This is a genomic window from Streptomyces sp. AC558_RSS880 (assembly GCF_019049255.1).
Taxonomy (GTDB): domain Bacteria; phylum Actinomycetota; class Actinomycetes; order Streptomycetales; family Streptomycetaceae; genus Streptomyces.
Window position 1 is genome coordinate 128,978 of the sequence record NZ_JAGMUJ010000003.1, and the last position, 13,556, is coordinate 142,533.

The following is a 13,556-nucleotide window of genomic DNA, read 5'->3' on the forward strand; positions in this document are numbered from 1 at the left end:
CCGGCACGTCCGCCGGCACTGGCCCGTGGGTGCGACGATCCGGCTCCGCAGTGGATCACACCGGAGGAACGATGCTCCCGAAGAGAACCCACGCCGCGCTCGCGGCCCTGGCCGTGACCGCGGGCGCCCTGGCGGGCGCGGGCGTGGCGCACGCGGGTCACGGGAAGGACGCGGACCACGGCCGGCACCGGCCGGTGGCGTTCGAGCGCACCGCGACCTACCCGGTCTTCCAGAACCGTCCGGCCGGTGCGGACGCCGCCGCCGAGACCGTCGCCGAGATCTCCGCGACCAGCGAGGACGGCCGCACGCTCGTGTACACGGACGCCGCCGCCAAGCGGATCGGCTTCCTCGACATCAGCGACCCCGGCCGGCCCGAGGGCCTGGGCACGCTGTCCCTGGCCTCGCTGGGCAACGCCGAGGACGAGCCGACCTCCGTGACGGTCGTCGGGGAGTACGTGCTGGTCGTGGTGAACACCAGCGCCTCCTACACCGAGCCCTCCGGCCGCCTCGACGTCATCTCACTGCGCACCCGCACCCGGGTGGCCGGCCACGACCTCGGCGGGCAGCCCGACTCGATCACGCTGAGCAAGGACAAGCGGTACGCCGCCGTCGCCATCGAGAACGAGCGCGACGAGGAGGCCGTCCCGGAGGGCGGCGAGGAGGGCGACCTGCCGCAGGCGCCCGCCGGGTTCCTGCAGATCGTCGACCTGTCGGGGTCCTCGCCCGCGAAGTGGAACCTCCGCGAGGTCGCGCTGACGCGGGCCGACGGGTCCGCGCTGCCCGCGTTGACCGCCGCCGGGATCGCCGCGCCCACCGACCCGGAGCCGGAGTACGTCTCCGTCAACGGCCGCGGACAGCTCGCCGTGACCCTCCAGGAGAACAACGGCGTCGTCCTCGTCGACCTGCCCACCGGGCGGATCACCAAGGCGTTCGGCGCCGGGACCGCCTCCGTCGACGGGATCGACACCGTCGAGGACGGCGTGATCGACCAGACCGGCTCGATCACCGACGTGCCCCGCGAGCCGGACGCGGTCGGCTGGATCGACGACCGCTACCTGGCCACCGCCAACGAGGGCGACTGGAAGGGCGGCACGCGCGGCTGGAGCGTCTTCGACAGCCGCACCGGGAAGGCCGTCTGGGACGCGGGCAACACCTTCGAGCACCTCGCCGCCCGCCACGGGCTGCTCGACGAGGGCCGCTCCGAGAACAAGGGCACCGAGCCGGAGGGCCTGGCGATCGCCACCTACGACGGCGTGCGGTACGCCTTCGTCGGCTCCGAGCGCGGCAACTTCGTCGCCGTCTACGACATCAGCGAGGCCACCCGGCCGGTGTTCAGGCAGCTGCTGCCGACCACCAACGGCCCCGAGGGGCTGCTGCCGATCCCGTCGCGCGGCCTGCTCGCGGTCTCCAGCGAGGTGGACGACGCCGACGCGGGCGTGCGGGCCACGGTGAGCCTGTTCCGCCTGGGCAAGGGCACGCCCGACCAGCCGTCGATCGTCTCGGCCGCGGACCGGGCGGGCACGCCGATCGGCTGGGGCGCGCTCGGCGCCCTGTCGGCGGTGCCGGGCCGCTCCGACGAGCTGTACACGGTCACCGACGCCGCCTACGACACCACCCGCATCCTCACCGTCGACGCGGGCCACGAGCCGGCCGTCATCGAGCGGGAGCTGACCGTCAAGGGCGCCGACGGCAAGCCGGCCGGCTACGACGCCGAGGGGATCTTCGCCCGTCCGCAGGGCGGCTTCTGGCTGGCCGTCGAGGGCAGGACGGGTGCCGGGAACCAGCTGGTGCGCCTGGACCGCTCCGGTGTCACCCGGCAGGTCGTCCCGCTGCCGTCGGACGTCGCCGCGAACCTCGGTTCGCAGGGCTTCGAGGGCGTCACCGCCACCACCGACGCCCGCGGCCACGAGATCGTCTGGGCCGCGCTCCAGCGCGAGGCGAAGACGGACCCGGCGGGTGTCGTCCGGCTCGGCCGTTACGACGTCCGGGCCGGCACCTGGAGCTGGTACGGCTACCGGCTCGGCACCACCACCACGGCCGGTGACTGGATCGGCCTGTCCGAGATCACGGTGGTCGGCGGCAGGCTCGCCGTCATCGAGCGCGACAAGCTGAACGGCCCGGCCGCGGCGGTCAAGCGCATCTACACGGTCGACCTGCCGAAGGCCGCCGCCCCGGCGGGCACGCTGCCCGTCCTGGAGAAGCGGCTCGCCCACGACGTGCTGCCCGACCTGCGGGCCACGAAGGGCTGGACCCAGGAGAAGCTCGAAGGGCTCACCGTGGCCGGCAACGGCCGGGTCTACGCCGTCACCGACAACGACGGCCTGAGCGACTCCAGCGGCGAGACGGTCTTCCTGGACCTCGGCAGCAGCCGCCGGGTGTTCGGCCGCGGCTGACCGCCCCCGTCCTCCGCACAGCGCACCGCCCGAGCGGCCGCCGGCTTCCCCGCCGGCGGCCGTTCGGCGTGTGGGGGCCGCCGCGCCGCCCGCTCCGTCGGCGGAAGCCGCCTGCGGTGCGGGCGGGCGATCCCACCGGTCCGCGCGGGCGTGACGCCACGACCCGGGCGTTCATGGACGTGAATCTGATTCAGCGTCAAGGCTCTTGACGTGCCCACGGCAGCCCCCTACGGTCCCGGAAAGCGCTTTCTCCGTTCACAGACTCGAACGCACCGGTGAACTCGTCCCACCCGCCGACCGAACCTGGAGACGAACGATGCACTTGAGACCCGCCCTCGCCTGCGCCGGCCTGCTCGCCGGCACGCTCGTCGCGTTGTCCGGCAACCCCGCGCAGGCCGCGTCCGTACGGTACGAGGCCGAGGGGTCCTCGGCGGTCTGCACCGGCGCCGTCGAGACCGAGTGGTCCGGATACTCCGGCAGCGGCTTCTGCAACGGCACCAACGGCACCGGTGGCTACGTCCAGTTCACCGTGAGCGCCTCCGCCGCCGAGACGGCGACGGTCCGGGTGCGCTTCGCCAACGGCAGCGGCAGCGCACGGGCCGCGAACATCGTGGTGAACGGCAGCACGGTCGCCTCCGCCTCCTTCGAGGCCACCGGCGACTGGACGGGCTGGACCACGAAGACGCTCACCGTGCCGGTGCGCTCGGGCGGCAACACCGTGCGGCTCAGCCCGACCTCGTCCGCCGGACTGCCCAACATCGACTACATCGAGGTGGAGACGAGCGGCGACACAACCACCCCGCCGCCCGCCTCCGCGCTCTACGTGGCGCCGGGCGGCAGCGCCGGCGCGTCCGGCACCCAGTCCGACCCGACGACGCTCACCTCCGCGATCGACCGCATCACCCCCGGCGGCACGATCTACCTGCGCGGCGGCACGTACCAGCACTCCCAGACGGTCACCATCCCCGCGGGCAACAACGGCACCTCGGGCGACCGCACGGAGCTCGCCGCCTACCCGGGTGAGACGCCCGTCCTGAACTTCTCCGCGCAGACCGAGAGTTCGTCGAACCGCGGACTCGCCGTGAACGGGTCGTACTGGCACGTCAAGGGAATCGTCGTCGAACGCGCCGGGGACAACGGCATCTTCGTCGGCGGCAGCAACAACGTCTTCGAGCGCACCGTGACCCGCCACAACCGCGACACCGGGCTGCAGCTCTCGCGGATGACCTCCGACACGCCCCGCGACCAGTGGCCGTCGAACAACCTGATCCTGAGCGCGGAGTCGCACGACAACGCCGACTCCGACGGCGAGGACGCCGACGGCTTCGCCGCCAAGCTCACCTCAGGACCCGGCAACGTCTTCCGCTACGCCGTCGCCCACAACAACATCGACGACGGCTGGGACCTCTACACCAAGTCGGACACCGGCGCGATCGGCGCGGTGACCATAGAGGACTCCCTAGCCTACGAGAACGGCACCCTCAGCAACGGCGGCCAGGCCGGCAACGGCGACCGCAACGGCTACAAGCTCGGCGGCGAGGACATCGAGGTCGACCACGTCGTCCGGCGCAGCATCGCCTACGACAACGGCAAGCACGGGTTCACGTACAACAGCAACCCGGGCTCGATGACCGTCTCCGACAACGTCAGCATCGACAACGCCGAGCGCAACTTCAACTTCGACGCGGGTACGTCGGTGTTCCGCAACAACACCTCGTGCCGCGGCGACGACGGGTCGAACGACAGGATCGTGGGCAACGCCGACAGCTCGAACCAGTTCTGGTCCGGCTCCAACGGCTCCCGGTGCGCCGGCTACTCCGGCGCGCTGGACTGGTCCTTCGCCTCGGACGGCCGCCTGGTCGTCGGCTTCGGCGGCAACACGGTGACTCCGTAGGGGAGTCGAGTGGCGGCCGGCCCCCGGTTCTCCGGGGGACCGGCCGCTTCCTGCTTCCTACGACGTCAGGCCGATCTCCGCGCAGTCCGCCGCGTACGCCTTCGTGCAGATGTCCTCGACGGTGTAGACACCGTCCTGGACCACCGTGGCCTCGATGTTCTCCCGCGTGAGGGCGACCACCGGGACCAGCATCGCCGGGATGTCCTTGTGCGTCGGGCTGTCGACCACGTCGCGCGCCAGGGCGTCGAACTGGATCGACCTCTCCTGCACCTTGGCCACCGCCATGTCCGCGGCCCCCGTCGCCTCCAGCAGGAACGACTTGTACACCGTCATGTACTGCGTGCCCGACACGATCCGCCGCACCGCCGCCAGGTCGGCGTCCTGCCCGGTCACCGGCGGAAGATCGGTGACGCCCGCGTCCTGAAGCACCTCGATGACGGCGCCGGCCATGCCGTCGTTCGCCGAGTAGACGGCGGCGATGTTCCCGGCACCGACCTCCTTCAGTGCCTCGCGCATGTGCTCCGCGGCGACCTCGGGCAGCCACTTCCTGGTGTCGTACGACTTGGCGATGTCCACCTTGCCGTCCAGTTCGTCGAGCGCGCCCTCCCGGAAGAGCGCCGTGTTCGGGTCGGTGGGCGCGCCGTTCATCATGACGACCTTGCTGTTCTCGGCGTTCTCGCCGAGCGCGTTCACGAGGGCGCGGCCCTGCACCTGGCCGACGAGCTCGTTGTCGTGGGAGACGTACGCGTCGACCGGGCCCTCGGCGAGACGGTCGTAGGCGATGACGGGTATGTCCGCCGCCTTCGCCTTCTCCACGTCCGGTGCGACGGCCTTGGAGTCCACCGCGTCCACCACGATCACATCGACCTCGTCGGCGATCATCCTCCGGAACTGCTCGCTCTGCTTGTCCTTGCTGCCCTCGGCGTTGGCGTAGACGACCCTGCCCTGCTTGTTGGTCAGGGACGAGACGCGGCTCTCGATGAGGGGGCGGTCGAACTTCTCGAAGCGCGCCGTGTCCTTGTCGGGCAGCAGCAGGCCCACGGTGATGTCGTAGTTCCTGTCCGGCGACGCGGACCCGCCGTCGCCGCCCGCCGCGCCGACGACACCGCACGCGGTGAGCGACAGGGCCGACAGGCCGGCGGTCAGGAGCAGGGCGGGGCGACGTACGGAGGCGGCGCGGGTGCGGAGGGCGGTGCGGGGGGTGGTACGGGGGTTCACGTGGGGGGCCTTCCGGGCGGGTGCAGCGTGGCGACCCAGTGACTGTGTCCGTTGTGCGGTGGTGCGGCATGCGTGCTCACGGCACCCTCGCGGGCCGTGCGGGAAATGTGCGCAGGAGCGGCACACAGGCTGCACACAGTGGGCCGGGGGCGTCGTTAGCGTGGCTGTCCCCTGCTCCGGACCGGTCGCCCCGGCGGGCGTCGGAGTCGGTACGTCAACTCAGGAAGACAGCGGATGGACTACTGCTCCACGTGTCGCCGGCATCTGAACGGTGCCCTGGTCTGCCCGGGCTGCGGTGCCTACGCCCCCGACATCGCGCCCGCCGTCATCGGCGGCCGCACCGTCCCCGGTCCGGCGACGGCCGCCGCGCCCGAGGCCGCCGTCACTCCCCCGGCCCCACGGTCGGCCTCCGTATCCACCTCCACTTCCACTTCCACGAATACGGGGACGGGCACGGGACGGGCGGCGCGGCGGCGGCAGCTGGTCCGCTGGAAGAAGACCCAGCGGCGGGCCCTGGTCGCGACGGCCGTGGCCCTCGTCGGCGGCGGGCTGACCCTCGCCTCCATGGACCGGGGCGGCACGGACCGCGCCCAGGCCGCCACGGCACCCGATCTCAGGGGCATGGGCGGCGCGGAGGGGCCCGCGGACCAGTACGACGACCCGGACCTCCCGACCGCCTCCCCGGACCGTACGGCCCCGTCACCCTCGGCCGGCGACGGGCGCGGACGGGCGGCCGCCGAAGCCACACCGGTGCCCACCACCCCGTCGGACACCCGCACGGACGGCGCCGCCGACCCGGACACGGCGGTGCCGTCGCAGCCGCGCACGGCCTCCCCGGACTCCGTCTCCCGCTCCGGCTCGCGCTCGGACACGGAATCGGGACCGGAATCCGTCTCGGGTTCCGGTTCCGGCTCCAGCTCCGGTTCCGATTCTGGTTCCGGTACGGTCACGCCGCCGGCATCGCCGCCCCCGGCCACCGGCAGCGGCGACGGAGACGGCGGCACCGACCAAGGGGACGGCTCCCGGCCCGCCCCCTCCACTCCGTCCACGCCACCGGCGACCGAGCCGGACTCCGAGCGGCTCTGCCTCCTGGTGATCTGCCTCGGCTGACCTCCTGACGGGGTGACGCGCCCGCACGGGCCGTGCCCCGCCGCGTGTCCCGGAACGGCCCTGCGGAACAATCGGGACATGAGCGTCGTCAAGATCAACGTACTCACGGTCCCGGCGGAGCAGCGCGAGACGCTGGAGCAGCGGTTCGCCGCGCGGGCGGGGGCGGTGGAGGGCTCGGACGGGTTCGAGTGGTTCGAGCTGCTGCGTCCGGTGGAAGGCACCGACACCTACCTCGTCTACACCCGCTGGCGGTCCGAGGAGGACTTCCAGCGCTGGATGGCCGGCCGCGCCCAGGCCGCCCACGGCGGGGCCCCGGGCGAGAAGCCCCGGCCGGCGGCCACGGACGCCACGTTGTGGTCCTTCGAGGTGGTCCAGCAGGCCGCGCCCAAGCAGGACTGACGCCGCAAACCGCCCCCTCGGACGCCAGGAGCCGCCCCCGGCTCAGACGAGGACGTCGAGCACGCGGCGGGTCGCCTCGGCGACCAGGGCGTCGCTGGGGGCGGCCTCGCGGTCGGGCCGTTCGGTCAGCACGGCGATCACCAGCGGGGCGCCGCTCGGCGGCCAGAGGACGGCGACGTCGTTGGCCCGGCCCCAGTCGCCGGTGCCGGTCTTGTCGCCCACCTTCCAGCCGCGGGGGACACCGGCCCGGACGCGCAGGTCGCCGGTGGTGTTGCGGACCAGCCAGTCCGTCAGCAGTGCCCGCTTCGCGGCCGGCAGGGCGTCGCCGAGGACGAGGGCGCGGTAGTCGGCGGCGACGGCCCGGGGGGTCGTGGTGTCGCGCGGGTCTCCCGGCGGATTGCCGTTCAGCTCGGGTTCGTCGTGGTCGAGCCGGCTCACCCGGTCGCCGAGTCCGCGCAGGTGGGCGGTGAGTGCGCGCGGGCCGCCGAGCTCGCGCAGCAGCAGGTTGGCGGCCGTGTTGTCGCTGTACCGGACGGCCGCGTCGCAGAGGTCGCGGAGGGTCATGCCGGTCCCGGTGTGCTTCTCCGTCACCGGGGAGTAGGCGACGAGGTCGGCCCGGGTGTAGGTGACGCGCCGGTCCAGGCCGGCGACCGGGTGACGGTCCAGGACCGCGGCCGCGGCGAGCGTCTTGAAGGTGGAGCAGAGCGCGAAGCGTTCGTCGGCGCGGTGGATCACGGTGGCACCGGTCCCGGTCGCGAGGGCGTACACCCCGAGACGGGCGCCGTACTCGCGTTCGAGGTCGGTGAGGCTCCGGGGGTCCACCGGCGAGGGCGTGGGGGTGCGGCTCGGCGTCGGCGGGCCGGTCCGGCCGCGCTCGCGCTCCGGGGTGCCGGTGGCGCATCCCGCCACGGGGGCGAGGGCCGCGGCCAGCAGGAGCGCGCGGCGGGAGGGGTGTGCGGTCACGGGATCGCCTTTCGGACGATGCGGTCAGGACGGTTCGGACGATGCGGTCAGGACGGTTCGGCCGGGACGGTGCGGTCAGGACTCGGGTACGGCGGACAGCAGGGAGCGGATCACCGGTCCGGCTGAGCCGCCCCCGGTGACGCCCTCCTCGACCACGCAGGCCACGGCGACACCACCCCGGTGGGCGACCATCCAGCCGTTGTTGTCCTGCTCCTCGGAGACCTCCGCGGTGCCGGTCTTGGCGCCGATGTCGCCGGGCAGATCGGCCAGTACGCGTGCCGTGCCCTCGGTGACGGTCGCCCGCATCAGTGCGCGCAGCTGGGTCACGACCTCCGGCGGCAGCGGGGTCGTGGTGGTCTCGTCCTCGGTGCCGGCGACGAGCGAGGGCTGGTGGAAGGTGCCGGACACGGCCGTCGCGGTGACCGACGCCATGATCAGCGGGTTGGCCTGGACCCGGCCCTGCCCGATCATCGACGCGGCCTTCTCCGTCGCGTCCCGGGGCACCGGCACGGAACCGTCGTACGAGGGAACGCCCACGTGCCAGGTCTGGCCGACGCCGAAGTACTTCTTCGCCACGTCCCCGAGCTCGCCCTCGTCCAGCTTGTCGCGCAGGCTGATGAACGCGGTGTTGCAGGACTCGGTGAAGTCCTTGCGGAAGGTGGCGCCCGGGTGTTCGGAGGTCTCCACGTTCTGGAACCGCTTGCCGACGGTGAGGTACTTGGGGCAGTCCACGACGTCGTCCGGGGCGACCGCGCCCTTCAGCAGCAGGGCGCCGCTGGTGACGATCTTCCAGGTGGAGCCGGGGGCGTAGGTGCCGGAGACGGCGCGGTTGAAGCCGGAGGCGGGCGAGTTGGCCACGGCCAGGATCTCGCCGTCTTCGATGCGCAGGGCGACGAGCGCGGCGTTCTTGCCGTCGGCCTCGGCGAGGGCGCGTTCGGCGGCGGACTGCCAGTCGGCGTCGAGGGTGGTGCGGACGGGGCCGTCGTCCTTGCGGGTCTCCTCGCCGCCGAAGGACGCCTCCGTGCGTTCCACCTTCCCCGTGGCCCGGTCGACGAGCTGGACCGCGCCGCGCGGTCCGGCGCCGTCCCCGCCGTCGGCGAGCCGGGCGAGCACGGGGGCGAGGGAGGGATGGGTGGCGCCCGACAGGGTGGCGCCGTCGCGGTCGGTGGCCTCGACCGGCTCGGTCTCCTCCCGTTCCAGGCGGAACTTCTCCGTGTCGCTGAGCCGCGGATGGACGACCGACAGCTTCCAGTCCACCTTCCAGGCGCCGTCGTCCTGCTCCCGCAGCGGGAGCCGCGAGGTGTACGTCCAGGTGCCGAGGCCCGTGACGGGCATCCGCGCGGTGAAGGGCACGCTGACCGTGCCATCGCCGGTCTCCTCCGGTTTCCCGGCCGTGAGCTCCGGCTTCTCGATGTCGAGTCCGGCGGTGAAGCCGCGCAGCACCTCCTCCGCGCGATCGGGTCCGGTCGTACGGGCGGCGGCGCCGGGCAGGCGTCCGGCGGCCCAGTCGGCGAGGAAGGCACGGGCCTCGGCCACCGCCTCCGGGTCGGGTCCGGTCTCGCCCGCGAAGGGGCCGAGGCCGGCCGCGTACGCCCCGCCGGCGGCGACCGCGGCCACCGCCGCCACGGCGGTGAAGGCCTTGACCGGTCTGCGCGGACGGCGACGACGAGGGCCGGTGCGAGGGAATTCGACGTGGGAACTCATGCGCCGACAACAGCAGCGGCGAGTACCGTACGTCCAAGTCCGTTATCGATCACGGATCGATCAATACTCGATATGGTTGCTGGTCGTGGACCTGGTGCGGCACCTGGAGTGCTTCGTGGCTGTTGCAGAAGAGTCACACTTCGGGCGTGCCGCGGCCCGTCTGGGGATGGCTCAGCCGCCGCTGTCGCAGCGCATCCAGCGGCTGGAACGGGAACTGGGCGTGCGGCTGTTCGAGCGGACCAGCCGTCAGGTGACGATCACCGAGGCGGGGCGGCTGCTGCTGGCCGAGGCCCGGGAACTCCTCGCCCGTTCCGAGTCGTTCCTGGCGACCGCGCGCCGGGTGCGCGACGGCGAGACCGGGCTGCTGCGGGCGGCGCTGCCCCCGGACCTCTCCGGCGAGACCGTCGCCGCCCTGCTCGCCGACTTCGGGCGCCGGCACGGCGGCCTGGAGCTGGAGCTGCACGAACTGTCCACCGCGCAGCAGCTCGCCCGGCTCGCGGCCCACGAACTGGACGTCGGCATCGTCCACCACCCGTGTGACGTCTCCGGTCTGGAGCTGGGCCCGGTGCTGCGGCGTGAGCTCGGCGTGCTGCTGCCGCGCACGGCCGGGGCGGCCGGGTTCGACGAGGTGCCGCTGGCCGCGCTGAGCGGCCACGACCTGATCCTGTTCCCGCGCGCCGCGGCCCCGGCCCTCTACGACGACCTGCTGACCACCTGCGCCCGGGGCGGCTTCACCCCGGCGGCCGTGCGTCACGGCCAGGGCGCCAGCTTCGTACGCGGTCTGGTGCTGTCCACCGGGGCCGTCGCCCTGTGCCCGCGCGACGTCCTGCCACCGTCCCCGGGGGACGGGGACCCGGACGTCGTGTGGCGCCCGCTGACCGGCGGGGCGCCGGCGCTGCGGCACTCCACCGCCTGGTCCCAGGGACGCGGGGACGCCGCCGTGCACGCCTTCGCCGAGGCGGCCACGCACGCGCTGCGCACCACCGCCGACGCGACCCCCGACGTACCGACCCGCCCGCTGCACCTGCGCCCGGCATCGGAGTGGTGGCTGTGACCGACGCCCTCGCCCGCATCCACGCGGCCTTCGCCGACGCCGGGGTCACCGGCCGGCTGCACGCGCTCGACATCGACTCCGGGGCGCAGCTCGACGCCGGGGCGGACCAGCCGGTCCCCACGGCCAGTGTCCACAAGCTGTGTGTCCTGGTCACGCTGCACGAACAGGCGGCGGCGGGCCTGCTGGACCTCACCGAGCAGGTGGAGTGCCCGCCCGCCGGGCGCACCACGGGCCCCACCGGGGTCGCCGCCATGCTGGACGCGGTCCGGATGTCCCTGCGCGACCTGGCGTTCCTGATGATGGCGGTCAGCGACAACGCCGCCGCCGACCTGCTGCTGCGCCGGGTGGGCCTCGACGCCGTCAACGCGACGACGGCCCGGCTCGGCCTCACCCGGACGCTCGCCGTCCACTCCTTCGGCGAGATGCTCGCCACCGTCAAGGAGGACGCCGGTCCCGACGGGGCCCGGGCGCTCGCCGACCCGCGGGTCATCACCCGGTTGCGGGCGCTCGACCCGGCCCGCACCAACCGCAGCACACCGCGCGACATGACCCGGCTGCTGGCCGCCGTGTGGCGGGACGAGGCGTGTACGCCGGAGCACGGCGCGGCCGTCCGGCGGATCCTGGGGCTGCAGGTGTGGCCGCACCGTCTGGCCTCGGGTTTCCCGTTCGACGACGTGCACGTCGCCGGGAAGACCGGCAGCCTGCCGACCCTGCGCAACGAGGTCGGTGTCGTCGAGTATCCGGACGGGGGCCGTTACGCCGTCGCCGTGTTCACCCGGACCGCGCACACCGCGGCCACCCTTCCGGCGGCCGACGCGGTGATCGGCACGGCCGCGCGGATCGCGGTGGACGCGCTGCGGGCGAAAGGGCTGCGGTCACGCTGATCCCACGGCACGCGAAATGCGGGCGGAAAACGGCGGGGAGCGGCGGGAAGCGGCGGAAAAACAAAGAGCAGGGACCCGCACCGAAGTGCGGGCCCCTGCTCTGAATCCCTGCGTACAGGTCAGGCGGGAACGATGTTCTCCGCCTGCGGGCCCTTCTGGCCCTGGGTGACGTCGAAGCTCACCTTCTGGCCCTCCTGGAGCTCACGGAAGCCCGAGGTGGCGATGTTCGAGTAGTGGGCGAACACGTCAGCGCCGCCGCCGTCCTGCTCGATGAAGCCGAAGCCCTTTTCCGAGTTGAACCACTTCACCGTACCGGTGGCCATATCAATTCTCCTGAGACAGTGCTGGGACTCGCACTTTACGAATCCCTTCATCGTCGCGATGATCACCTGCCCGGAGACCCGGTAGCAAACTGGCAACCACAACTGCAACTGGCGTCAGCCTAGCATGGGAGAGGCCGGCGGCAAGCGAGGAAAATCACTGGAATAAACACCGTCAAGGTGTTTAGGGAAAGAGATTTGTTCAGCGGGAGCGGAAATCCTGTTTCGGCCGGGACAGATTTTCACCGGGATCCGCGGACCGCCCCCGCGTCGCGCCGACGCAGTTCCTCGTTGGCCCGCTCGGCCTGTTCCAGCTGGTCCTCGAGGCCGACGATGCGGCACGCGGCGTCGACCGGTGTGCCCTGGTCGACCAGTTCGCGGGCCCGGGCGGCCAGTCTCAGCTGGTGGCGCGAGTAGCGGCGGTGGCCGCCTCTCGAGCGCGTCGGGGTGATCAGCCGCGCCTCGCCCAGGGCGCGGAGGAAAGCGGGTGTGACTCCGACCAGTTCAGCGGCCCTGCCCATGGTGTAGGCCGGGAAATGGTCGTCGTCGAGCCGGTCGGCGACGGGGAGCCGGTCCTGGTCCGGCTGCCGGCCGTCGGCGTACGGCTGACCTTCCGAGAGCATACGCACCTTTCCGCGGACCACGGTGGGCACGGTCCGCCACGGGGACGGGTTCCCCACGGGGAACTCTAGTCGGCCCGGCGGAAAAACTGCTGCGGCGACGACAGATGTCCTGCGCACGTCCCTCGGCGGGATTCCACGCGGCCACCGCGCCCCGTCCGGGCGGGCGTGGTGCGATGCGGTGCGGGTTCTTGTCGCCGAGGACGCCGCCGGGTCCGGTCCTGGTGAGGCGTCGCCGGGGAGAAGGCGGTAGGGGGTGCCGCCGGAGAGAAGAGGGTGGAGCGTCGCCGGGCAGGAGGCGATGGAGCGCCGCCAGGGAGGAGGCCGGGCGGCGGGTTGTTCACCGACGGGCGTCCGCTCCCCTCGCCCCCTCCGCACGAGACGGGGAGCGCTCCCCGGCCGGATGCCGTCGCCGTCGGACGGGACCGCGGAGGCGGGAAGGCCGGGGCCGGGCCCCGAGCTGCACACGTGGGGACGCGACGGCCCGTCCCGGCCTTCCTCTGGCCGCAATCTGCCACGGCACGGGGGCGACCGCCCGCCGGGACGGGCCACACGGGCATGACGAGGTCGGACATTCCAGGCGATTTATCTCATTTCTTCGGCCATACTCGGAAACATGAACACGGCGACGTATGTAGTTCTGGCCTCCAGTACGCACCGGTGGGCCGTCTTCGCGGCCTTCATCGGTGGGCTGATCGTGGCGGGCGCGCTGGTCTGGGCCGTACGTGTCGGCATGCGGTACATGGACCAGGAGGAGCCCCGCCCCGCCGCGGAGGACCAGCCGAGACTGCCGGACGGCGGCGCGGTCCGCGAGATGCGGGAGATACGGGAGCCGGACGAGATGCCGGACATGTCGAGGACCGGCTCACGGCTCATGCCCTACGAGCTCCATCACTCCGCGAGCAGGACGGGCGCGGACCAGAAACGCAGGCGCTGGCTGCCCGGGTCCAGCGGCGCCTTCGGCAGCGGAGGCCCCGGGCACGTGTGACCCGGCCGC

General features: G+C 72.8%; 12 protein-coding genes. 7 read left to right on the forward strand and 5 right to left on the reverse strand.

What is annotated here, in order from left to right; all coding sequences use genetic code 11:
- Nucleotides 1–71: 71 nt before the first annotated feature.
- Nucleotides 72–2,393 carry an esterase-like activity of phytase family protein gene (locus KUM38_RS00790; protein ID WP_217127278.1) on the forward strand — a complete coding sequence of 774 codons (2,322 nt, stop codon included), beginning with the start codon at nucleotides 72–74 and terminating at the stop codon, nucleotides 2,391–2,393.
- Between the two features lie 316 nt (nucleotides 2,394–2,709).
- On the forward strand, nucleotides 2,710–4,287 hold the full coding sequence (locus KUM38_RS00795; protein WP_217127279.1) for a carbohydrate-binding protein: 1,578 nt from the start codon (nucleotides 2,710–2,712) through the stop codon (nucleotides 4,285–4,287).
- Between the two features lie 57 nt (nucleotides 4,288–4,344).
- On the opposite strand, the gene KUM38_RS00800 is transcribed toward KUM38_RS00795, so the two are convergent.
- Nucleotides 4,345–5,505 (reverse strand): sugar ABC transporter substrate-binding protein, encoded by a 1,161-nt coding sequence (locus KUM38_RS00800; RefSeq protein ID WP_217127280.1) that lies wholly within the window; start codon nucleotides 5,503–5,505, stop codon nucleotides 4,345–4,347.
- 234 nt (nucleotides 5,506–5,739) lie between these two features.
- On the opposite strand from KUM38_RS00800, the gene KUM38_RS00805 reads away from it, so the two are divergent.
- Both KUM38_RS00805 and KUM38_RS00810 read left to right on the forward strand, forming a co-directional pair.
- Entirely contained in the window at nucleotides 5,740–6,615 is an 876-nt protein-coding gene (locus KUM38_RS00805; protein ID WP_217127281.1) for a hypothetical protein, read from the forward strand.
- Between the two features lie 78 nt (nucleotides 6,616–6,693).
- Nucleotides 6,694–7,014, forward strand: coding sequence for an antibiotic biosynthesis monooxygenase (locus KUM38_RS00810; RefSeq protein WP_217127282.1), 321 nt, complete (start codon nucleotides 6,694–6,696; stop codon nucleotides 7,012–7,014).
- A gap of 42 nt (nucleotides 7,015–7,056) precedes the next feature.
- Here the strand turns inward: KUM38_RS00810 and bla are convergent, their stop codons facing one another.
- Together bla and KUM38_RS00820 are read right to left on the reverse strand one after the other, a co-directional pair.
- Nucleotides 7,057–7,977 (reverse strand): class A beta-lactamase, encoded by a 921-nt coding sequence (gene bla / locus KUM38_RS00815; RefSeq protein ID WP_217127283.1) that lies wholly within the window; start codon nucleotides 7,975–7,977, stop codon nucleotides 7,057–7,059.
- 75 nt (nucleotides 7,978–8,052) lie between these two features.
- Nucleotides 8,053–9,681 carry a penicillin-binding transpeptidase domain-containing protein gene (locus KUM38_RS00820; RefSeq protein ID WP_217127284.1) on the reverse strand — a complete coding sequence of 543 codons (1,629 nt, stop codon included), beginning with the start codon at nucleotides 9,679–9,681 and terminating at the stop codon, nucleotides 8,053–8,055.
- A gap of 85 nt (nucleotides 9,682–9,766) precedes the next feature.
- On the opposite strand from KUM38_RS00820, the gene KUM38_RS00825 reads away from it, so the two are divergent.
- Nucleotides 9,767–10,735: a LysR substrate-binding domain-containing protein gene (locus KUM38_RS00825; protein WP_308408877.1), complete on the forward strand. Its 969-nt coding sequence runs from the start codon at nucleotides 9,767–9,769 to the stop codon at nucleotides 10,733–10,735.
- A complete protein-coding gene (locus KUM38_RS00830; protein WP_217127371.1) occupies nucleotides 10,732–11,619 on the forward strand; it encodes a serine hydrolase in 888 nt (295 codons plus the stop codon). Before KUM38_RS00825 ends, KUM38_RS00830 begins: the two co-directional genes overlap by 4 nt.
- A gap of 119 nt (nucleotides 11,620–11,738) precedes the next feature.
- Here KUM38_RS00830 and KUM38_RS00835 read toward each other — a convergent pair whose 3' ends face one another.
- On the reverse strand, nucleotides 11,739–11,942 hold the full coding sequence (locus KUM38_RS00835) for a cold-shock protein (protein WP_003969786.1): 204 nt from the start codon (nucleotides 11,940–11,942) through the stop codon (nucleotides 11,739–11,741).
- A gap of 239 nt (nucleotides 11,943–12,181) precedes the next feature.
- Nucleotides 12,182–12,562: a MerR family transcriptional regulator gene (locus tag KUM38_RS00840; protein WP_217127286.1), complete on the reverse strand. Its 381-nt coding sequence runs from the start codon at nucleotides 12,560–12,562 to the stop codon at nucleotides 12,182–12,184.
- A gap of 613 nt (nucleotides 12,563–13,175) precedes the next feature.
- Between KUM38_RS00840 and KUM38_RS00845 the strand changes: the two genes are divergently transcribed.
- Nucleotides 13,176–13,547 carry a DUF6479 family protein gene (locus tag KUM38_RS00845; RefSeq protein ID WP_217127287.1) on the forward strand — a complete coding sequence of 124 codons (372 nt, stop codon included), beginning with the start codon at nucleotides 13,176–13,178 and terminating at the stop codon, nucleotides 13,545–13,547.
- Nucleotides 13,548–13,556: the final 9 nt, after the last annotated feature.